This is a genomic window from Streptomyces sp. AB3(2024), from assembly GCF_041862025.1.
In the GTDB taxonomy this organism is placed as follows: domain Bacteria; phylum Actinomycetota; class Actinomycetes; order Streptomycetales; family Streptomycetaceae; genus Streptomyces.
This window is the reverse complement of sequence record NZ_JBGWAB010000143.1, coordinates 1-19,281: the sequence shown is the minus strand read 5'-3', so window position 1 is coordinate 19,281 and position 19,281 is coordinate 1. Positions and strand designations below refer to the sequence as shown.

Here is a 19,281-nt window from a genome sequence, read left to right as displayed (position 1 = left end):
CGGGGACCGGGAAGTCATCGACACATCCGGACCAACGCCACACGACCGGTCCGGGACACTCCCGGACCGGTCACACCATACGAATCAGCGACCCGCGAAGTACGGGACTAGAAGGCTGCTGAAAATCTTGTCGAGGGGCTGCCCGGCCGTAGGCCGGGCATCTGGGCGCGGGTGGCCTGCAGGCGCGCGAGGCGCTTCTCGCGGCGGTCCAGTTCGGCGGGCAGGTCGGTGTCCTTGCCGTCGGGGCCGAAGGCCTGGTTCTCGGCGGCGTCGGTGGCCTCGGCGTCGGCGAGCAGGGCGGTGGCCTTGGCCTCCAGCTCGGCGATCTCGACCTCGATCCGTTCTTCCTTGTTGATCAGGCGGCCGTAGCTCATCGCCTTGTGCTTGGAGGCGTTCGCTTCGAGCTTGGTGCCGTCCAGGGCGACGCGGCCCATCTTGACCATGCCGAGCTTGGTCGCGAGGTGCAGCGACTGGGTGAACAGGTCGGCCAGGGCGTTGAGGTGACGGCGGCGGAACCGGGCGATCGAGCGGAAGTCCGGGGCCTGGTCGGCGGCCAGAAACCGGAACGCCACGTCGTCAGCGCACTTGCGCTCGATCGCCCGGGAGGAGCGGACACCGGTGGTGTAGCCGTAAATCAGCAAGCGCACCATCAGCCGGGGGTCATAGGGCGGGTGGCCGCGCTTCTCGATGTAGGCGGCCAGGATCGGGGAGAGGTCGAGTACCTCGTCGACCAGGTCTGCGACGAACCGGGCGAGGTGGTCCTCGGGCAGCCAGTCGTCCAGCGAGGGAGGCAGCAGCAGGACCTGGTGCGGGTCGAACGCCCGGAACGTCTTGTCCACCGCTGCCGGACGGCCCTGACGCCGCTTCGCCTTGACCGGCTCGACTGCGAACAGCCCATCCCCACCACGCATACCGGGATCATCCCGCATGAAAAATCACAAGACGCAGGCGGGTTGCCGGTTACTGAGATACGCTCCTAGCTAACCTGCTGCAATGCCCAGTAGTGCGGTTCGATGGGGGCGTGCCTCACCACGATTCGACCGGTTACGTTGGGATTGTCCACCAGCTTCCCCCACGAGCCGGAGTGGTCGCTGGGGGTGTGCTCGATGTCGGCCCACACCACGCTGCCGGGCCCGGCGGAGCCGTAGGAGACGGTCCACTCGGAGTACTTGTCAGCGCAGTCGTTGACCATCACTCTGTAGTCGTCAGTCAACTTCAGGCAGGTGCGCGGGTTGGAACCCGGCGTGGAGACTTCCATTGTTCCGTTGGGGCGTTGCCGTACCTGCCAGTTCGCCGAGGTGGACGCGTTGTCCGTGCAGGCGCCCAGCGACACCATGCCGATACTCGCGTGCGTTTTGGGCCAGACCAGGCACTTGCCGTCGCTGAGAGCCGCGAACCGGTAGACCCCGTCGACGAGCGGGGCGGCGTGGGCGGGTTGCGCGAGTGCGGCAGTGGCCGCAACCGCGGCGGCCATGACGGCGATGACGCGTGAACGCATGGGATGGGACTCCTCGAACAGCCGTGGTCGAGCCGATCGGACGGCACAGACGTGGTCGATGCACATTCCGCCGGAGACGGCGGCGGCACCGATCCTGGAACACCGGCCCGCCCGGTAGCAGCCTGCGGTGGCCGCTGTCACTCGCCTGGCTGAGCCGCATCACTCGATGGCGTGGCGGCTCGGGGCTGTGGTCTCGTCGATGAGAACCCCATGAACACAGGCCCGCGGGAGCGGGCATACGCCGTGGACGTGGCTCGACGGTGTCCGCCGGGCACGCCGAACCATCTTGCGTCGGACGCGTTTTGCGGCGCCAATATTCTTACCGGATCGCTGACCCGGAGCCGGTGATGCGCACCTCTACCGTGCAGGCATGCTCACCATGCGCTGGATGCGGCGTTTGCTGGTGTCCAGGCCGGCGGCAGTCCTCGCGGTCGGGGGCGGAGCGAGTCCGGCCCTCGCGAGGTCCATTCCCCGACGCCACCACGCATACCGAGATCATCCCGCACCAATGATCACGAACACAGGCGGGTTGCCGGTTACTGAGACACGCTCCTAGCCGGCTTGCAGAGCGGCGAGGAGCCTGGTTCGCAGGAGCTGTGCGGCGGGGGAGTGCTGACCTCGGCGAGTGATAAGTCCGAGCCGGGCGTGCGTGGCCGCGTTGGCGAGCGGGACGGTCCGCAGGCCGGTGCCTTGTGTGGAGGACGCGCTGAGGACGGCGATGCCCGCACCGCGCTCAGCGAGGCGGAGCAGGGCGACTGGAGAACTGGCGTCGATGTCCACGCGTGGGTCGAGGCCGATCCTGTGGCAGGAGTCCTCGTAGGCGGCGCGGATGCCGGTGCCTGGGGAGAGGCAGAGAATCTTCTCGTCCCGCAGGTCGCCGAGGTGGAGGTCCGGCCGGTCGAGGGGATGCCCGGCAGGGACGGCTGCGGTGATCGGCTCGTCGATGGCGATGCTTGCCTCCAGGCCAGGGGCGACGCCGCCCGCGTAGCCGATCAGGGCGAGGTCGAGAGAGCCGGCGAGGACCTGGGCCTGGAGGTCGTCGGAGTAGCCCTCGTGGAGGCTGACCTTGATGCCGGGGTGGGTGCGGCCGAGGTCGGCGATGGTGTCGAGGAAGGCCGGGATCGAGCAGCCCATGATCATGCCGAGGCGGACCCGGCCACGGACGGCATCCGCGAACTCGGCGGCGGTGTGCTTGATGGCTTCAAAAGTGGCAAGGGCGTCCTTCGCGAGGGGGAGAACGGCTTCACCGGCCGGGGTGAGGCGGATTCGACGGCCGGAGCGGTCGAGTAGTTGTTGGCCCAGTTCCGACTCCAGCTTGGCCACTTGGGTGCTGATGCCGGACTGGCTGACGTGCAGACGTTGGGCGGCAGCGGTGAAGGTGCCCTCGTCCATGACCGCAGCGAAGTAGCGCAGCTGGTGCATCTCCATATCCAGCAATGATAGATGCCATCTGATACATCTGTTGGACGGATGGATCGCATGGCTGGAGGATGGAGGCATGACGACGACGAGGACTGCGCGAGAGCTTGCCGAGGCCTACTTCACCGCCTGGGAGGCGGGCGACTTCGATGCCTTGCGGGGGTTGCTGGCCGAGGATGTCGACTTCGTCGGAGCGCTGGGAACGGCGTCGGGGGTGGAGGCGGCGCTCGCCGGGCTGAAGGGGCTCGGCCAGGTGCTGGAGAAGATCGACGTGAAGGTGCGGGTAGCGGAAGGTGATGAAGTCATCACCTGGTTCGACCTGTATACAAGCGTTGCGCCACCTGCTCCGACGGCGAACTGGATGCACGTCGACGACGGGAAGGTCACCCGAATCCGGGTGACCTTCGACCCCCGCGCACTGCTGGCGGGACTCGAGAGGCAGAGCTGAGCGGGGCAAACCCTGGTGATCAAGACTCGATACGCGCCTCGTACTGAACTGGCGTGACCGGCCCGGCGTCGGTGAGTCTCGGGGTGATCCCCACGGCCGGACGCCACGGTGCGGGATAGGGGCGAACCCTTCAGCAGGTTGTCGGTCATCACGTACAGTGCGGTCGCGAGGGAGTCCAGGTTGTTCGTCACGAAACGGTCTTGGGCGCCCTCGTTCTCGTCTCCGCGGGCACCCTCTTGGAATTGATCACCTGCGGGCGTGAATCCCCCGTACGGGGTTCCCGCCTGCTCCTTTCGTCGGAAGGGTGCTTCGCGTGACGCTGCGTAAGGTGCTGGTCGGTCTGGTGGCGGCCGTCCTCTCCGTCAGTGCCGTCTCCTGCGGCAGCGACGGGGGCGACGACGGCGAGTGGGCCGAGCCCGCCCGGGGTCAGGCCGCCGAACTGCTGGATTTCTCCTACGAAGGCCGGGATGCAAGCCTCAGGGACGTGGCGTTCTACGGCTTCAGCGGCCTCCCGGCCGGCATGACGACCGGCCGGGACGGCAGCGTCTACGTACTCGGAGAGAAGCTGGTCCGGCTGAACCGCGACCGGACGGTGTCGCCGGTCGCGTTCGCCGGGAAGAAGGACGGTTCTGCCGGCGGCGTCGTTGCACTGGCCGACGGCTCTGTGGTGCTCGGCAGCGAGGGCCAGGTGAAAAGGCTCGGGCCGGGCGGAGAAATGTCGGTCCTGGCCGGGGCCACCGGGCCGGCCCGCGCGACGACGGAGCCCGTGCCCGTGTCGGCGCGCGCCGACGGATTCCACTTCAGTGCCACGCTGAGTCCGTTCGGGGTCAGGCCCGACGGCACCATCCTGATCGCGGACCACGACGTCCTGTGGGCGCTCAAGGACGGCACCCTCAAACAGCTCTACCGCACCACGGCGAAATCCCCCGACGGACAGCCGCTCCAGCTGGGCCGGGACAGCACGGTGGACGCATCCGGCACGGCCTACGTGTCCCCCGAGGTGCCTGATCGCGTGCCCGGACGACTCGTAGACGTGGTGGCGATCAATGCCGACGGCCTGCTGAGCAAGCCCCTGCTGCCCGCGGAGATCGCCGGGCTGCCGGGATCCCCCGCCGCCCTGAAGGTGAGGTGGCTCACCGACGACGGCTCGAACGGCATCTTCGCGCAGGTCTACGACGCGTCCGGCAACAACGGCGCGATCCTGCACCTCCATTCCGGGAAGACCGACGTCGTCGGGAGGGAAAAGGCCGGCATCAAGGCCAGCAGCCCGTGCCGTATCCCCCACCCGGTGGATGCCCGGAAACTGCCCTGCGCGCTGCCCCAGGCCATGACCTATCGGTCGGGCAGCCTCATCCTCGGCGGATCCGGGGACTACGTCCTGCAGATCCGCGTCGCGTGACCGAATCCCTGCGAAAAACCACCGCCTGACGTCGAAAGCAACCATCTGAATCCGTCCGCCAGGTCCTACGCCCGGACCGGGGCAAGCCGCGACCGACCAGGCGTTGCGGCCGCCCGAGGACAAGGCGGCGTCGCCTCAGGGGCTCATCTCTCGGGCTCGGGCCAGTAGAAGGAGAGGTCGATGAACGTGGGCTTCTCATGGTCGAAGGAGTACAGCAGAGAGGCGTGAATCGCCGGCGAACCCGGCGCCTGTTCGGCGGGCGACATGCCGGTGGTGGACGTCAGGTCCTTCTCTCCGGCCTCGCCGCCGCTGCTCCGCTCCTTGTACCACCGGTCCAGATTCACGGTTTCCAGCGACAGTTCCCTGGCGAGTTCCCTGGCCGCCCGATAGGCCTCATCGGTAGTCATATTCGGGTAGACAATGCTGACCTGTCCGATGCGGCCGGTGCCCGGATCCGCGTCCAGCCGAAGCATGCGCTTCCCCATGAGGTGGAGTCCGCCGGGAAGCTTGGTGTCGTACTCGGTATCGGGAATTTCCCAGGTGCTGCTGCTCTTGCTGGACCAGTCGACGTCAGACTTGGTGTGGCTACGACTCAGATCCCATTCCACGGAACTTGGATTCCGCCCGGAGACGTACAGGTAGCCAATGAGCAGCCCGGCGGAGATGGCCGCCACGGTGATGGCGAGGGGCCGGATGTTTCGCGCCATCCTGATCACCCCTCATCCTTGAGAGCGGTGCTCCGGAAGGTGCCCCAGGTGTACATGCTCCGCAACGATATCGCGTGGCAACTCCTGCCCCCTGAGCCGGGGTTCGGCTCGTGGCAGACCTGCCGGCGGCGCCTGGGGCGGTGGCAGCAGGCCGGGGTCTTCGACCAGCTGCACCGCATCCTGCTCGAGAGCTGAACGCGGCCGGCCGCCTCGACCGCTCCAGGGCCTGCGTTGACGGCTCCCGCATCCGGGCGAAAAAGGGGGAGCCGCCACCGGTCCGTCGCCGGTCGACCGGCGGAAGACGGGCAGCGAGCACCACCTCATCTGCGAGGGCTGGTGCGGCGCCGAGGCTGAGCAGCTCGTGCGGTCGCCTAAGGACCGGGAGCTCACTCTCCTGGGGGAGGCGCATCGCTCTCCGGAGTGACGCCAAGCCTACGAGGCTCAAAGAGGCTGGGGTTCGTGACTGCAATCAACACACCTCGCCGTAGCGCGACTTCACACGACACCGAGCGGCCGACCCCGAGATGGGCGGCCATCACCGCCCACGCGATCCCGTTGGTGCTGCTGCCCCAGTGTCTGTGGCGGCTGCCGTTCGCCTTCGACTTCGACATGGGGATGATCGAACCGAACGCTCCGGCAATGCCGCCGTGGTACTGGGCCGTCCCCTACGTCTTCGGCATCAGCTTGCTGTCAGAGGCATTGGCACTGCTCTCCCTCGGCCTCGTGCGGCGATGGGGCGAGGTCGCACCCGCATGGCTCCCGATCATTGGCGGGAAACACATCCCACCCCTCGCGGCGATCATCCCCGCCGTCATCGGAGGCCTGACCCTGACTGCGGTGTCGGGAAGTTTCCTACTCGCCTGGTTTCACGTCCCAGGGTTCCACGCCCTCGGGTACTCCAACGGCTGGTGGGAGCTGCTGGCGAAGGGGTGCATCAGCTTGGGGGCGCTCTGGGGCCCCATGGTGCTGGCTCTGACCTACGCCTACTACGTACGCCGCTGTCGACCCGCCTGACATCCCTCGGCGCGATGTCGAGCTCGCGTCCGCCACAGCCGAATCGGGCGCACGTGCCGGCCACGGCACTAGGCTGCGCCCGTGAACGTCATCCTCCTCGGCGCGACCGGAATGATCGGGCGCGGAGTTCTGCGCGAGTGCCTGCGCGACGACTCCGTCACCCGGGTCCTCGCGATCGGCCGCACCCCGCTCGGGGTCACCCACCCCAAACTCCGCGAACACCTCGTACCCGACCCCTCGGACCTCTCCGGCCTCGCCGCCGAACTGCCGGAGTACGACGCCTGCTTCTTCTGCCTGGGCGTCTCCTCCGTCGGCATGAAGGAGGAGGCCTACCGCCGCGTCACCTACGACCTCACCCTCGCCGTGGCCCGCCCCCTCGCCGCCGCCAACCCCCGGCTGACCTTCGTCTACGTCTCCGGCGAGGGCACCGACAGCACCGAGCGGGGCCGCTCCATGTGGGCCCGGGTCAAGGGCCGGACCGAGAACGACCTGCTCGCACTGCCCTTCCGGGCCTACATGTTCCGACCCGGCCTGGTCCAGCCCGTCAGCGGAATGCCCTCCAAGACCCTGCTCTACCGCGCCGCGTACGTGCTCACCGCACCCCTGTTCCCGCTCCTGCGCCGGTTCGCGCCGAACCAGGTCACCACCACCGAGGCCATCGGTCGCGCCATGATCGCCGTCGCCACCCCCGCGACCGCGCCCACCGAGCGGATCCTGCGCCCCCGCGACATCAACCACTGGGGCCCGCAACCGTCGTGACCAGTCATAATTGACTACCGGCCCACCCCTCCCGCACGTGAGAATGGACCATCTCGAACCGGGAGGAACCCCATGAGCCAGGACCGCCTGACTCTGCACGACCTGCTGCCCGCACAGGAACTGGCGGCAGCCATCGACGCCGGGCACGTGACCCGCAAGTCACACCCCGAACTGCCGCTGTCCATCTACACGTACACGCGCACCGCGCAGTACGAGCAGATCTGGAACCGGGTCACCACGCGCTGCCGCGGCCTCGTCGCCGACGACGCCACCGGAGCGGTCGTCGCGCTGCCCCTGCCGAAGTTCTTCAACGTCGGCGAGCACGAGCAGGGCCGGCCCTACGCGCCCGCCCTGCCCGACGAGCCGTTCGAGGTGTACGACAAGGTCGACGGCAGCCTCGCCGTGGTCTTCCACTACGCGGACCACTGGCGGGTCGCCTCCAAGGGCTCCTTCATCAGCGCCCAGGCCACCTGGGGACAGCGCCGCCTCGACACCCGGGACACCGCGGCCCTCGTGCCCGGCGTGACCTACCTCGCCGAGATCCTCTACCCGCAGAACCGCATCGTCGTCGACTACGGCGACCGCCGGGACCTCGTCCTGCTCGCGGCCTACGGCCCGGACGGCAGCGAGGTGCCGCTCGCCGAGGCGGCCGCGCACTGGCGGGACATCGGCTCGGTCGTCACCGTCTGGCCCGCCATGCCGCTCGCGGAACTCCTCGCGCTCACCGAGGCCAACGCCCTCCCCGGAGGGGAGCGGGCGAGCGGAACCGACGCCGAGGGCTTCGTCCTGCGCTTCGCCTCCGGCGTCCGCGCCAAGGCCAAGCTCGGCGAGTACGTACGCCTCCACAGGCTGCTCACCCGCGTCACCGAGCGGGACATCTGGCGCAGCCACGGCGTGCAGCGCTTCGCCGGACTGCCCGCCAAGCAGCTCGCCCAGGGCCTCAACTGCACCGTCGCGGACATCGAGGCCTGCGGCGGCAAGCCGCTCGACGAGCTCCTCCAGCAGGTCCCGGACGAGTTCGACGCCTGGGTGCGCGCCGTGATCGACCGCCTGGACGAGGAGGCCGTACGGCGCGAGCGGGAGATCGACGAGGCCTTCGCCGCCGTGGCCCACCTGGCCGCCGACCGGGGAGCCTTCGCCCGCGCCGTACGGGAGGTCCCCGACGTCGCGCTGCGCCCCGCCCTCTTCCTGAGGCTCGACGGCCGCAGCACGGAGCTGGTCTCCTGGCGGGCCGTCCGCCCCGAGACCTCCGACCCCTACACCACCGACGAGGAGAACTGACCGGTGTCCGAAGAACAGCCCGCACTCCCCGTGGTCCACGTCATGACGGGATTGCCGGCCTCGGGCAAGACGACCGCCGCGCGCGCCCTCCAGGCGGAGGCCGGCGGGCGCATGCGGCGGGTCAACCTCGACGACCTGCGCGCCATGCTCGACCTCCCCGACGCCGAGCGCGGCCGCTCGTACAAGCACGAGCAGACCGTCCTGGCCGTCCAGGACGCCGCGGTGATCGCGGCCGTCGAGGACGGTTTCGACGTGGTCGTCGACAACACGCACCTGACGCCCCACATCCCCAAGCGCCTCAAGGCCGCGGTCGCGGGGCGCGCGACCTTCGTCGTGCACGACTTCACCGACGTGTCCGTCGAGGAGTGCGTGGCGAGGGACGCCGCGCGGGAGCGGCAGGTCGGCGAGGAGATCATCCGCATCCTCGCGGACAAGCATCAGCGGTCCCGCAAGGGCGGCTGGCGGCTCACCGCGGAGTGGCTCAACGACCAGCCTCCGGTCGCACCGTACGTGGCGGACCCGGCGCTGCCCGCCGCCGTGATGTGCGACATCGACGGAACGCTCGCGCTGACCGGCGACCGTCACGTCTACGACTTCACGCGCTGTGGCCTCGACCTGCTCAACGAGCCGGTGCGGTACGCGCTGGACGCCTTCAAGCGGGCCGGGCAGGACACCGTCGTACTGCTCTCCGGACGCAGCGAGGACCACCGCGCGGAGACGGAGGAGTGGCTGGTACGGCACGAGGTGCCGTACGACGAGCTGTGGATGCGCGCGTCCGGGGACCAGCGCCGCGACGACGTGGTGAAGGCCGAACTCTTCGACGCGCACGTCCGCCACCGCTACGCCGTCCGCGTCTCCCTCGACGACCGCGACCGGGTGGTCGCCGTCTGGCGCCGGATGGGCCTGCCCACCTGGCAGGTCAACTACGGGGACTTCTGAGCGCGGTGGCGACCCTGCTGATCGTGGACGCCGCCAACGTCGTGGGGTCCGTGCCCGACGGCTGGTGGCGGGACCGGCGCGGGGCCGCGGAGCGGCTGCGCGACCGGCTCGCGCTGCGCGGGGCGGGGGAGGAGATCGTCCTGGTGGTCGAGGGAGCCGCCCGCGGCGTCGCGTCCGTGCCCGGCGTACGGGTCGACGCGGCGCCCGGCAGCGGCGACGACCGCATCGTGGAGCTGGTCGCGGCCGCCGCCGGGCGGCCCTGCGTGGTGGTCACGGCGGACCGGGGACTGCGGGAGCGGGTACGGGCGTACGGCGCCGAGTGCGCGGGGCCCCGTACCGTACGCCCGGCGGAGTGACCCGGAAGGTCAGCGGCACCACTTCACGGGGGTGATGTCCTTGACGTAACGGGCGGAGACCCAGGCCTGCTTGTACTCCGCGCGGTGCGTGCGGACGTGGTCGTCGCCGCTGCCCTCGGCGCCGTCCTCCGTACCGCCGTCCGTACCGTCCTCCATGCCGTCCCCGGGGCGGCCGATGCCGCCCGCGGGCTCCTTCTCGTCCTTGCGCTGGTCGAGCAGGTACCAGATGTTGTTGCCGTCGACCCGCTCGCCGCGCTTCTTGCACTCGATGGCGAGCTTCTCGTGCGGGTGCACCTTGCCGACGACCTTCGCGTGCGTGCTCGGGTGGCTGCGGACCTTGAGCGGTCCGCGCGAGATGACCTTGCCCAGCGCGTGCTTGGGCTTGGGGTAGACGCCGGGCTCGTCGTACAGGGGGCCGTCGTCGGCCGCGTGCGTCCGGGCCGGGCCGTCGTCCATCGGACCCTGGTCCGCGACGGCCGCACCCGCACCTGCAAGGCCGAGCACCAGGCTTCCGGCGGAAAGGGCGAGGACGATCCTGGTGGGCTTCAGCATGAGCCGACTCCTCTACGAAGACTTCCGCCCGGCCCGCGCGACGCGGCCGGGGCGGCAACCTGGCGGCTGCCAGGGACGACTATGGCGGCGGCGGGTCACGGGGTTCCCGCGACGCACCGCCCGATAGCCCGATTTGCCCAATATCCGGCGCGACCCTCTCGTCCTCGGTCCTCGCCTTCACGGTGCCCCCCCGGTGCCCGGTGCGTCCCCGTACATCTTGATCACGTCGTTGATGAAGTGCCGCGTCTCGGACGGGCTGAGCGCCTGTGCCTGAAGGTGGTCGTACATGATGTGGTACATGCGCTGGTCGGAGTGTTTCTCCACGTACAGGTCGCCCGTGAAGCGCTCCAGGTAGACGACCCCCGCGTCGGCGTCGGGGAACGTGAGGGTGGAGAACTGTCCCGTGAGCCCCGGGTGGGCGCCGGCGCTGTGCGGGAGGACCTGCACGGTGATGTGCGGCTGTGCGCCGAGAGCGTTCAGGTGCTCCAGCTGTTCGCGCATGACGTCGCGGTCGCCGATGGTGCGGTGCAGTACGGATTCGTCCAGGACGGTCCATAACCGGAGCGGCCGGGCGGGGTGATGGGCGCGGTGCTGGCGCCGCAGCCGCACGTCCAGACGGACCGCGGCCTGCTCGGTCGGAGGGCAGGGGATGGTCGCCGCGATGACCGCGGCCGCGTAGGCGCGGGTCTGGAGCAGCCCGGGGATGACCAGCGGCTCGTAGGAGTGGATGGCGACGGCCTCCGTCTCCAGGCCGATGTACACGCCGTAGGGAACGTCCCCGCAGGCGACCCACCAGCCCTGCCGGGCCGATTCCCTCGCCATGCGCATGAGCGAGTCGATGACCTTGAGGTCGATGACTCCGTAGAGACGGCACAGATCGCGCACGTCACGCGGATTGATGGGGCGGCGGCCGGTCTCGATGAGGCTGATCTTGGGCTGGGACACGAGCAGATGCTTCGCCACCTGCACGGACGTCATTCCGGCTGCCCGGCGGAGCTGGCGAAGCTCGGCGCCCAGGCGGCGCCTTCTGACCGTGGGACTTCCGTTCGCCGTCACCGGCGGGCACCTCCAGCTCAAGGACCTCACGCGGGCCCCGTCGCCCCACGGCCGATATCGGCAAACGAATTCTGCATAACCGGCCCGATCTACAGCGCATCCGCACGGCGACACCACCTGTTCGGACTACGGGGGGAGGCGCGCGTGTCTCTTTTCCGGTAATGCGGTGGCGGGGGTGGCGGGGGTGGCGGGGGTGGCGGGGGTGGCGGGGGTGGCGGGGGGTGGCGCGAACCCCGGTCGCCGTGGCGTCCGCCCCGCAGCGGTGCTGCGGGGCACGGCCGGGGCGGGAGTCAGGAGGTGCCGGAGATCCACCGTCGGACGGCCGCGTGGGTGACGTCGTCGAGCGCGGAGAGCACTTCGATGGCACGGAGGTCGGCGCCGAGCGGCCGGATGCCGGCGGCGGTCAGGCAGGCGTACAGGGCGAGCCGTCGGAGTTCTTCGGGACCCGGGCCGCGCGGAGGGGGCCCGGAGCCGGGTAACGGTTCACGGGCACCCGTTTCCCCGGAGTCCGGTAATCCCCGCAAGCCCGGGAACCGGTAGGGGTCGAGCTTCCTTCGGGACAGCCACGGAATGTGGGACGAACGATGCCACGCATTCATGCGAGAACCTCCGTGCGTGTGTCACTTGTGGCGGTGGAACGGCGGCGTGCCCGTGCGGCACGGCTCCGGCGGCCGGCCGGGTGTCCGCGGATCGGCCGGGTTTCACCGTTGCTGGTCCCGCAGGGCGCGGGCCCCGGCCGTGATGACCTCGGCGAGCCGGTCGGCCAGGTCCGTGCTGCACCCTCCGAGCCGGACGAGGCCGCGGCAGCCCACCGGCCCGTCGTTGCTGAGCGAGGGAAGGACCAGGCCGGCGAGGGCGAGTGCGGCCTTGAGGTTGGTGACTGCTGCCTCACCGGCCTGGTACGCGGCGTCCTGCTTGCGCTGGTACCGGATTCGTTCGGCGCGGGTGAGATCGTGGACCACGATGCTGTCCTTTCGTGATGGACGGGGGAACGGGACGCTGAAGCGCGTTGCCGGTTCGGGTGGTTCGGGAGAGGCCGAGGAGGTTCCGGCGGTCAAGGCGCTTCGGGCGGTCGTCCTTCGGGCGCGGCCGGCCGCGCCCGGGTCCGCCCCCGGACGCGGCCGTGGCCGTTCCGTGCGGCAGACCCGTTGGGCTGAGAGCGTGCGCAGCCCGTGACCTATCGGATTAGTCTTCGTTCCTGAGGTGGAAGTGATCATGCTCGTGGGGATCCGGGAAGGACCGATGTCCGAGAGGTTGGCGATACCGGGCTGCCGTGCGCGGCGGTCTCACGGGGCCGCGCTCCGAGGAGCCTCGCTGCGAACCGCGTCACGACTCGTAGCGGAACCGGTAGCCGGGGGCGGAACGGCCGTCGGCCTTGTGATCCGCGACCGGGTAGTCGGGAAGCTGCGTACCCGGGCTGCCCGGTGTGGCCGGGGGCCGGAGCGGGGCGGGCGTCCGGGGCCGCTGGCGGTGGCGCGCGGCGGGGTGGCGGGGCGGTCGTGTGAGGGTGATCTGGCGGACGAGTTGCTGGAAGCAGGCCAGTGCCGCGATGGGGGGAAGGGTGGCCGCCGCCTGCGCGGCGAACGTCCGGGGAGCCTGGGCCACGCACAGCAGGGTGGCGAGGGTGGAGAACAAGAGGACGATGGACCAGGAGTGGATGGCGCGCCGCTGGTGTAGGGCGGCCCGGAGGATGGACAGAGAAGCGACCATCCAGGGTCCGCAGATCAGCAGGGGCCACCAGATGACGATGTCGTGAGCGGTGCGCGGTCCTGCGGTCTGACGCAGGGCGTCCGAGATGGCCAGGCCGCTGAAGACGCTCACCACGGCGGCGATGACCGCGACCAGCAGGGCGGAGAACAGGCTGCCCGTTCGGAACAGGGTCAGTATCGGAGCCCTCGGATCCCGCGGCGCCTTCGGTGTCTTCGCCGGGACGCGGCGGTGCCCGTGGGGGGCCTCCGGGCGCGGTCCGACGTAGAGGGCCTGGGTCGCTCCGGTGGCGAGGCCGGCGGCGACCGTGTCACCGGTTTCGTCGAGTCCGATCGGGCCGAGCGGCTCCGCCTGCCTCGTTCCCCTGGCCTCCTGCAGCAGGTAGGCCAGCTCCTCCGCCGGGTCCCACGTGTAGTTCACTTCGTCCAGCCCGTCCAGCGGTTGCCCGAGAGCCGCCTGCTGTCCGGTGTCCGGGCCGGGGTGGAACAGGGGGACTTCCGGCAGGCCGTGGAATCCGCTGCCGTCGTGATGGCCGTACTCATACAAGGGAGTTCCGCCCGCAGCGCTCACCGGCGGACGGTTCGACCACTGCCGCCTCTTGGAACCGTCGGGTGAAGTCGTTCTCGATCGCGCTCATCGCCTCCAGGAAGTCCTCGAAGATCGAGGACGAGTAGTGGAGGTCGACGTCCTTTCCGTCGCGGTGCAACGTCGCGCCCTCGGGCATCGCCCAGCCTGCCGAGACCGCGGTGTAGGTCCACTTCCCCACCCTCGTGCCGTCGGCGTGAACACTGCGTCCATCGCCTTCCGGTACCCGCGGAAAAATTGCCGAGTGGCTTGCTTTTGTCATAGTCCACCCAACGCTCCGGGCGCCGGGGAGGATGTGCTCCATGCAGGTGAGGGTGGCGGAGCGGGCAGGGATTGACCGGTGTCTTTATCGGTTCTACACATGTGGGGAGCGCATCGGGCCGGCCGTCCGCACCCCGTGCGAGCTGCGGTTCTTCCGTTCGGCCGCGGAAGGGGCCGCACGATCGGGTGCGGCCGTGGTGGTGCGGCCCGCCGTCGGTGCGTGGTCGCCGGGCCGGCCGAGGACGCGCACTCGGCAGCTGCCGCGGCGCTCGTTTTGCGCCGCGCGCCCCCACCCGGCCGGAGTCTGCGCGGCGTGTCGCGCCGCTCGTCCACGGATGACTGCAATCGGCTGACAAGGCGCAACTCGTCATATGCCGCTGCGTTATGTCGAGGTGTCACCGGAAGTCACCGGTGGCGGACACCTGCATCTCCGTCATGGAAAGGAACAGCTGTGACAGACGCCCTCCTGTGGATCGGGCTGATCTGCGCTGCGCTGGGTACGGCAATCACCGCTTGGACGTCATCAGGGGTGGGCCGTATGCACTACACGGACAGCCGGGAGCTACGGCGCGCGCAATGTTTCAAGGACGTCCTGTCCCGGCACGTGGACGAGTTGCACCCCGGGTACGGCAGCGTGGAAGTCCCGTCGGCGATCACGTTCGGGATCTGCCGGGGCCCCTGTGATGTGACGGGGCCGGGGGGCGGCCCGTGCGGGCCTCCTTCGGTTCCGCAGCAGCCGCAGGGACGGGACGTCGCGGGTTCGCTGTGATCCGGCCGACGGCACCGGCCGCGTCGGACACGCAGACGGAGCGCCCCGCGGCGCGCCCCGGATGCGGGTGGCCGGGGCCGGGGACAGAGTGGGGCGCATGGGTATCGAAGACTACGGCGGCGGGCCCGGCGCCCAGCAGACCGGTGTACTGGTCGTGACCACCAACGACGTTCCCGGTTACCGGGTGGAGCAGGTCATCGGGGAGGTGTTCGGGCTGACCGTCCGCTCCCGGCACCTCGGCAGCCAGATCGGCGCGGGACTGAAGTCCATGATCGGCGGTGAGCTGAAGGGCCTCACCAAGACCCTCGTGCAGACCCGCAACCAGGCCATGGAACGGCTCATCGAGCAGGCCAAGGCGCGCGGCGCGAACGCGGTGTTGATGATGCGCTTCGACGTGACGGACGCGGCCGACGTCGGGACCGAGGTGTGCGCCTACGGCACGGCCGTCGTCCTGGTTCCCGCCTCGGCCTGAGCCGCTCGCCGAATCCGCCTCCGGCCACCGGGCCCCCTGGGTACGGTGGCACCCCGGGCCGAGGAGCGGACGAGGAGGGGTCATGGACCGACGCGAGTCAGCGGCAGAGGTGTTCGACGCGCTGGGGGAGCGCTACGAGGACCTGTTCGGCGAGGTGCCCGGACAGATCGAGGCCCTCGACTGGCTCGCGGCCCGCCTGCCCCGCGGGGCACGGGTGCTGGACGTGGGCAGCGGCACCGGCCGTCCTACCGCCGACCGGCTCGTCCGGGCCGGCTGCGAGGTCACCGGGATCGACGTCTCGGCGGCCATGGTCGAGACGGCCCGCGCCCGGGTTCCCGGAGCACGCTTCGAGCAGGCCGACGTGCGCACGTACGCCCCGCCCGGCCCGCACGGGTACGACGCGGTGTGCTCCTTCTTCCCGCTGCTGGTCATGGACCAGCCGGAGGTGGCCGCGGCCCTGGAGCGGATGGCGTCCTGGGTCGCCCCCGGAGGCTACTTCCTGCTGGCCACGGTGCCCGGAGACATCCGCGGCCTCGACATCGAGTGGATGGGCCACCGGGTGACCGTCAGCAGTCTCTCCACGCAACAGCACCTGGACCGGCTCGCCGGCGCGGGGCTGGAGGTGCTGCGCCACCACACCGCGTCCTTCCGGCCCGCCGATCCCCTCGCCGGTCCCGAGGAACACCTCTTCTGCTACGCCCACAGGCCTGCCTGAGCTCCCGCCCGGCGACCCGGCGGGCCCGACGGGAGGCGGAAGCCGTCCCGGCGGGCCCGTGAGGGGCGGGCGCCGGATCAGCCCCGGCCGTCCCCGCCGCGCAGCCCGAGCGCCAGCCCGGCGATCACCACCACCAGGCCCAGCCACACCGCCGGGCCCGGTGTCCCGCCGCCGCCGAGCACCCCCGCGCCCGCCGCCGCGAGCGGCGCGACCCCCGCCAGCAGTCCGGCCCGGCCGGAGCCCACGGCCGCCACCGTCCGGTACCAGAGCAGGAAGGCCACCGCCGTCACCAGTACCGCCAGGTACCCGACCGCCGCCCACTGCCCGGCCGTGAGCGACCCCAGCCAGGCCGCGAACGCCGCCGACCCGGAGGCGGGCCGCCCCGTGAACACCGTGAGTCCCGCCAGCATCACCGCCCCCAGCCACACCGCGTGCACGGACACTCCCCACGCGCCGTGACGCCCCAGCACCGGCACCGCGAGCAGGGTGAAGCACGCCTCGCAGGCCAGTGCCAGCGCGGCCCACCCCACCCCGGCGGCATCGGTGCGCCCGGTCCCCTCGACCAGTAACGCGCCCGCCACCACGACCGGCGCCGCCAGCAGCACCCGGCGGCTGGGCCGGCGTCCCTCCAGCAACGGGCCGACGAGCCCGAGCAGGATCGGTACGCAGGCCACGGCGACGGCGATCACCGCGGGCTCGGCGTGCGCGACACCCCGTACGACGGCCACGTTGAACAGCACCAGGCCCGTTGCCGCGATCCCGGCCAGCCACAGCCACTCCCGCCCCCGGGGCCGCACCAGCGGCACCCGCGCGACCCGCGCGAGGGCCACGAGGATCAGTGCGGCGGCCGCGTACCGGACCGCCTGCGAGGCGAACAGCGGGGCCCCGACCAGGGACCGGGAGACGGTGACGCTGCTGCCGACCAGGGTCATGCCGATGACGCCGGGAACGAGGTCGCGCGGGGAGACGGAGGGAACCGGTGCCACGGACGGTGCGGTGGAGGTCGCGGAGGTGTTCATGCCGTCCAGCCTGAGGGCACAATGGTCCGGTGAGCAGGTCCAAAGATGGCGCCATTGAGGGGTCCAAAAGCGGCTCCGACTTCCTCCAGCTCGACATCGGGCAGGCCCCGCCCGGCGGCCGCACCGCCTGGCTCGCCGACCGCCTGCGCGCCGCCATCGCCGACGGCACCCTGCCCGTCGGCAGCCGGCTGCCCGCCGGCCGCGTCCTCGCCGCCGAACTCCGGGTCTCCCGGGGCCTGGTGACCGAGGCCTACCAGCGCCTCGCCGAGACCGGCCAGGTGGCCGGCCGCGGCCGGGGCGGCACCGTGGTCGTCGCCGCCCCGCTCCCGGAGGCCGCAGTCCCACCCGCCGCGCTCCCGGACGCCGTTTCCCGCGGCGGGCTCGTGGACGCGCTGCGCGCCGTGCCCTGCCGGATCGACCTCTCGCCCGGCGTGCCCGACCTCGCAGCCTTCCCGCGCACCGCATGGCTCCAGGCCGAGCGCCGGGTCCTCGCCGCCCTCACCCCCGCCGACTTCGGCTACGGCGACCCCCAGGGCGCCCCCGCCCTGCGCACGGCGGTCGCCGGCTGGCTCGCCCGCAACCGGGGGATCCGCGCGGACCCCGCCGAGGTCGTCGTGGTCGCGGGGGTCGCCCAGGCGCTCTGGCTGCTCGCGCAGGTACTGCCCGCGCGCGGCGTGCGCCGGGTCGCGGTGGAGGACCCCGGCTCGCTCGGAGCGCGCCGGCAGCTGGAGTTCGCCGGGCTGGACACCGTAGGCGTACCCGTGGACGAGGGCGGGCTGGACGTGGCCGCGCTGCGGGCCGCCGGGGCGCGGGCCGTGCTGCTGACCCCCGCGCACCAGTTCCCGACCGGCGTCGTCCTCGACGGCGAGCGCCGCCGCGAACTGCTGGACTGGGCCGCCGCCGGGGGAGTGGTCATCGAGGACGACTACGACGCCGAACACCGCTACGACCGCGCCCCCGTACCCGCCCTGCGGGCGCTGCTCCCCGAGGCCGTCTGCTACGCCGGAAGCGTGTCCAAACTGCTCGCCCCCGCCCTCCGGCTCGGCTGGCTGCTCGTCCCGCCGGGCCTGCGGGAGGAGGTCGTCGCCGCCAAACGCCACGCCGACCTCGGCAACCCCGTCCTCGCCCAGCTCGTCCTCGCCCGCCTGATGGACTCCGGCGAACTCGAACGCCACCTGCGCCACCTGCGCCGCCGTCACCGCGGCCGCCGCGACGCGATGCTGCGCGCCGTCGCCGGCCTGCTGCCCGGCGCCCGCGTCCACGGGGCGGCCGCCGGCCTGCACCTGATGGTCACCTTCGACGGCGCCTCCTTCGACGACACCGCCCTGGCCTCGGCCGCCCTCGCCCTCGGCGTCAAGGCCCACCCGCTGTCCTGGCACCGGCTGCGCCCGGGCCCGCCCGGCCTGGTCCTGGGCTACGCGGCCGGCCCGGCGGGCGAGATCGAGGAGGGCGTCGCCCTGCTGGGCCGGGCCCTGCGCGGACTGACGGACGCCGGCCGCCAAGATCGAACGGGGTGACACCACCCGCACCCGGTGCGTGCAATGGGCAACGGTGTCGCGTGGCGCCGGCCAAAGAGCAGTGGGCCGGCCGGCGGTCGGGCGGAACACCCCTCACCCACGGGACCCGCCATGAGTGCACACTCCGCGCCCCGCAGTTGACGCAGAGCGGCAGCCGCGTACCGGCTCCCCCGTCAACTCCGCCACAGCACCAGTCCGACATCGACGAGTTCCGTGCCAACGGCGGCCGCGTGGGCGGCCCTTCGAAGGCGCAGACCTGCTCCTGCTGACCTCCACCGGCGCCCGCTCGGGCGCGCCGCACACGACACCGCTCGGCTACGTCCGCCACGACGGGGCACCGGTAGACCGAAGCCCACCTCGCGGCCCGCGCCGCGCACACCGGGCCCGGCGAACCGCCCGCGCCCGCGCTCGGGCTCCAGATCCGCCGGCCCCGCGGGCCCCCCTTCGGACCGGCACTGAGCGGGGGCGCGGAACCGGGGAAAAGTTTTTCGGGAACGGCGGCAACCGATCGGGGACTCGCACGTCGTGGAGGGGTGAAGGGCGAAGTTCCGAGCCCTCGACCCGACCGTGGAGAACCAGAGTGAAGAACCTGAAGCGCGTTCCCCTGTCCGCCCGCCGGGCCGCCGCCGTCGTCGCGGCCGCCGGGGCGGTCGTCGCCCTCGGCGGCCCGGCCTTCGCCTCGGAGGGGGCCTCTTCCGGCGCGGCGGCGCCCGGCGTCACCGCGAGCGCGGCGCCGAGCCCCGTACCGTCCACCCCGGCCGGTGCGAAGCCGAGCGCCTCGCCGACCACCCCCGGCGGCGGCACGGCG

Annotated in this window: 21 protein-coding genes and 3 pseudogenes; 13 read left to right on the top strand and 11 right to left on the bottom strand. The window is 71.4% G+C overall.

Annotated features, from left to right (window positions below):
- Positions 1 to 158 precede the first annotated feature (158 nt).
- The 3 genes and pseudogenes from ACEPPI_RS34800 to ACEPPI_RS34790 all read right to left on the bottom strand — a co-directional run.
- Positions 159 to 911, bottom strand: a pseudogene (locus tag ACEPPI_RS34800) (transposase); the annotation flags it as partial.
- Between the two features lie 65 nt (positions 912 to 976).
- The gene (locus ACEPPI_RS34795) at positions 977 to 1,498 is read right to left on the bottom strand and encodes a hypothetical protein (RefSeq protein WP_373919257.1); all 522 of its coding nucleotides are present in this window, start codon (positions 1,496 to 1,498) and stop codon (positions 977 to 979) included.
- A gap of 552 nt (positions 1,499 to 2,050) precedes the next feature.
- On the bottom strand, positions 2,051 to 2,926 hold the full coding sequence (locus ACEPPI_RS34790; protein WP_373919256.1) for a LysR family transcriptional regulator: 876 nt from the start codon (positions 2,924 to 2,926) through the stop codon (positions 2,051 to 2,053).
- 70 nt (positions 2,927 to 2,996) lie between these two features.
- On the opposite strand from ACEPPI_RS34790, the gene ACEPPI_RS34785 reads away from it, so the two are divergent.
- Both ACEPPI_RS34785 and ACEPPI_RS34780 read left to right on the top strand, forming a co-directional pair.
- The gene (locus ACEPPI_RS34785) at positions 2,997 to 3,365 is read left to right on the top strand and encodes a nuclear transport factor 2 family protein (RefSeq protein WP_373919255.1); all 369 of its coding nucleotides are present in this window, start codon (positions 2,997 to 2,999) and stop codon (positions 3,363 to 3,365) included.
- A gap of 313 nt (positions 3,366 to 3,678) precedes the next feature.
- Positions 3,679 to 4,764: a hypothetical protein gene (locus ACEPPI_RS34780; RefSeq protein ID WP_373919254.1), complete on the top strand. Its 1,086-nt coding sequence runs from the start codon at positions 3,679 to 3,681 to the stop codon at positions 4,762 to 4,764.
- A 143-nt stretch (positions 4,765 to 4,907) separates the two neighbouring features.
- Here ACEPPI_RS34780 and ACEPPI_RS34775 read toward each other — a convergent pair whose 3' ends face one another.
- Positions 4,908 to 5,480, bottom strand: a complete 573-nt coding sequence (locus ACEPPI_RS34775) for a hypothetical protein (protein WP_373919253.1) — start codon at positions 5,478 to 5,480, stop codon at positions 4,908 to 4,910.
- 18 nt (positions 5,481 to 5,498) lie between these two features.
- Here ACEPPI_RS34775 and ACEPPI_RS34770 point away from each other — a divergent pair, with 18 nt between their 5' ends.
- From ACEPPI_RS34770 to ACEPPI_RS34745, 6 genes are all read left to right on the top strand, one after another.
- Complete coding sequence (locus tag ACEPPI_RS34770; RefSeq protein WP_373919252.1) at positions 5,499 to 5,666, top strand: transposase; 168 nt, start codon at positions 5,499 to 5,501, stop codon at positions 5,664 to 5,666.
- A 264-nt stretch (positions 5,667 to 5,930) separates the two neighbouring features.
- A complete protein-coding gene (locus ACEPPI_RS34765; protein WP_373919251.1) occupies positions 5,931 to 6,485 on the top strand; it encodes a hypothetical protein in 555 nt (184 codons plus the stop codon).
- Between the two features lie 81 nt (positions 6,486 to 6,566).
- Positions 6,567 to 7,244, top strand: a complete 678-nt coding sequence (locus ACEPPI_RS34760) for an epimerase (protein WP_373919250.1) — start codon at positions 6,567 to 6,569, stop codon at positions 7,242 to 7,244.
- A 72-nt stretch (positions 7,245 to 7,316) separates the two neighbouring features.
- The gene (locus ACEPPI_RS34755) at positions 7,317 to 8,525 is read left to right on the top strand and encodes an RNA ligase (RefSeq protein WP_373919249.1); all 1,209 of its coding nucleotides are present in this window, start codon (positions 7,317 to 7,319) and stop codon (positions 8,523 to 8,525) included.
- Between the two features lie 3 nt (positions 8,526 to 8,528).
- Complete coding sequence (locus tag ACEPPI_RS34750; protein ID WP_373919248.1) at positions 8,529 to 9,464, top strand: AAA family ATPase; 936 nt, start codon at positions 8,529 to 8,531, stop codon at positions 9,462 to 9,464.
- Positions 9,465 to 9,469: 5 nt separating this feature from the next.
- Positions 9,470 to 9,820, top strand: coding sequence for an NTP pyrophosphohydrolase (locus ACEPPI_RS34745; protein WP_373919247.1), 351 nt, complete (start codon positions 9,470 to 9,472; stop codon positions 9,818 to 9,820).
- A gap of 9 nt (positions 9,821 to 9,829) precedes the next feature.
- On the opposite strand, the gene ACEPPI_RS34740 is transcribed toward ACEPPI_RS34745, so the two are convergent.
- The 6 genes from ACEPPI_RS34740 to ACEPPI_RS34715 all read right to left on the bottom strand — a co-directional run bounded on the left by ACEPPI_RS34740 (position 9,830) and on the right by ACEPPI_RS34715 (position 13,901).
- The gene (locus ACEPPI_RS34740) at positions 9,830 to 10,372 is read right to left on the bottom strand and encodes a hypothetical protein (RefSeq protein ID WP_373919246.1); all 543 of its coding nucleotides are present in this window, start codon (positions 10,370 to 10,372) and stop codon (positions 9,830 to 9,832) included.
- Positions 10,373 to 10,549: 177 nt separating this feature from the next.
- Entirely contained in the window at positions 10,550 to 11,428 is an 879-nt protein-coding gene (locus ACEPPI_RS34735; RefSeq protein ID WP_373919245.1) for a helix-turn-helix domain-containing protein, read from the bottom strand.
- A 290-nt stretch (positions 11,429 to 11,718) separates the two neighbouring features.
- Positions 11,719 to 11,952, bottom strand: coding sequence for a hypothetical protein (locus ACEPPI_RS34730; protein ID WP_373919244.1), 234 nt, complete (start codon positions 11,950 to 11,952; stop codon positions 11,719 to 11,721).
- A 177-nt stretch (positions 11,953 to 12,129) separates the two neighbouring features.
- Positions 12,130 to 12,390 carry a hypothetical protein gene (locus ACEPPI_RS34725; RefSeq protein WP_373919243.1) on the bottom strand — a complete coding sequence of 87 codons (261 nt, stop codon included), beginning with the start codon at positions 12,388 to 12,390 and terminating at the stop codon, positions 12,130 to 12,132.
- A gap of 364 nt (positions 12,391 to 12,754) precedes the next feature.
- Positions 12,755 to 13,681 carry a DUF2637 domain-containing protein gene (locus ACEPPI_RS34720; RefSeq protein WP_373919242.1) on the bottom strand — a complete coding sequence of 309 codons (927 nt, stop codon included), beginning with the start codon at positions 13,679 to 13,681 and terminating at the stop codon, positions 12,755 to 12,757.
- Positions 13,674 to 13,901: a hypothetical protein gene (locus ACEPPI_RS34715; protein WP_373919241.1), complete on the bottom strand. Its 228-nt coding sequence runs from the start codon at positions 13,899 to 13,901 to the stop codon at positions 13,674 to 13,676. Before ACEPPI_RS34715 ends, ACEPPI_RS34720 begins: the two co-directional genes overlap by 8 nt.
- 946 nt (positions 13,902 to 14,847) lie before the next feature.
- Between ACEPPI_RS34715 and ACEPPI_RS34710 the strand changes: the two genes are divergently transcribed.
- Together ACEPPI_RS34710 and ACEPPI_RS34705 are read left to right on the top strand one after the other, a co-directional pair.
- The gene (locus tag ACEPPI_RS34710) at positions 14,848 to 15,222 is read left to right on the top strand and encodes a YbjQ family protein (RefSeq protein ID WP_030229701.1); all 375 of its coding nucleotides are present in this window, start codon (positions 14,848 to 14,850) and stop codon (positions 15,220 to 15,222) included.
- A gap of 82 nt (positions 15,223 to 15,304) precedes the next feature.
- Complete coding sequence (locus ACEPPI_RS34705; RefSeq protein ID WP_373919240.1) at positions 15,305 to 15,937, top strand: class I SAM-dependent methyltransferase; 633 nt, start codon at positions 15,305 to 15,307, stop codon at positions 15,935 to 15,937.
- Positions 15,938 to 16,014: 77 nt separating this feature from the next.
- On the opposite strand, the gene ACEPPI_RS34700 is transcribed toward ACEPPI_RS34705, so the two are convergent.
- Entirely contained in the window at positions 16,015 to 16,956 is a 942-nt protein-coding gene (locus ACEPPI_RS34700; protein WP_373919239.1) for a DMT family transporter, read from the bottom strand.
- A gap of 29 nt (positions 16,957 to 16,985) precedes the next feature.
- Between ACEPPI_RS34700 and ACEPPI_RS34695 the strand changes: the two genes are divergently transcribed.
- From ACEPPI_RS34695 to ACEPPI_RS34685, 3 genes and pseudogenes are all read left to right on the top strand, one after another.
- Positions 16,986 to 18,473 carry a PLP-dependent aminotransferase family protein gene (locus tag ACEPPI_RS34695; protein ID WP_373919238.1) on the top strand — a complete coding sequence of 496 codons (1,488 nt, stop codon included), beginning with the start codon at positions 16,986 to 16,988 and terminating at the stop codon, positions 18,471 to 18,473.
- A 137-nt stretch (positions 18,474 to 18,610) separates the two neighbouring features.
- Positions 18,611 to 18,798 (top strand): annotated as a pseudogene (locus ACEPPI_RS34690) (nitroreductase/quinone reductase family protein); the annotation flags it as partial.
- Between the two features lie 255 nt (positions 18,799 to 19,053).
- Positions 19,054 to 19,281, top strand: a pseudogene (locus ACEPPI_RS34685) (hypothetical protein); the annotation flags it as partial.

Excerpts from the sequence above, each read along its gene's own strand:
- ACEPPI_RS34795 (WP_373919257.1), bottom strand. The coding sequence starts at position 1,498 with ATGCGTTCACGCGTCATCGCCGTCATGGCCGCCGCGGTTGCGGCCACT.
- ACEPPI_RS34790 (WP_373919256.1), bottom strand. The coding sequence starts at position 2,926 with ATGGAGATGCACCAGCTGCGCTACTTCGCTGCGGTCATGGACGAGGGC.
- ACEPPI_RS34755 (WP_373919249.1), top strand. The coding sequence starts at position 7,317 with ATGAGCCAGGACCGCCTGACTCTGCACGACCTGCTGCCCGCACAGGAA.
- ACEPPI_RS34705 (WP_373919240.1), top strand. The coding sequence starts at position 15,305 with ATGGACCGACGCGAGTCAGCGGCAGAGGTGTTCGACGCGCTGGGGGAG.
- ACEPPI_RS34785 (WP_373919255.1), top strand. The coding sequence starts at position 2,997 with ATGACGACGACGAGGACTGCGCGAGAGCTTGCCGAGGCCTACTTCACC.
- ACEPPI_RS34740 (WP_373919246.1), bottom strand. The coding sequence starts at position 10,372 with ATGCTGAAGCCCACCAGGATCGTCCTCGCCCTTTCCGCCGGAAGCCTG.
- ACEPPI_RS34700 (WP_373919239.1), bottom strand. The coding sequence starts at position 16,956 with ATGAACACCTCCGCGACCTCCACCGCACCGTCCGTGGCACCGGTTCCC.
- ACEPPI_RS34710 (WP_030229701.1), top strand. The coding sequence starts at position 14,848 with ATGGGTATCGAAGACTACGGCGGCGGGCCCGGCGCCCAGCAGACCGGT.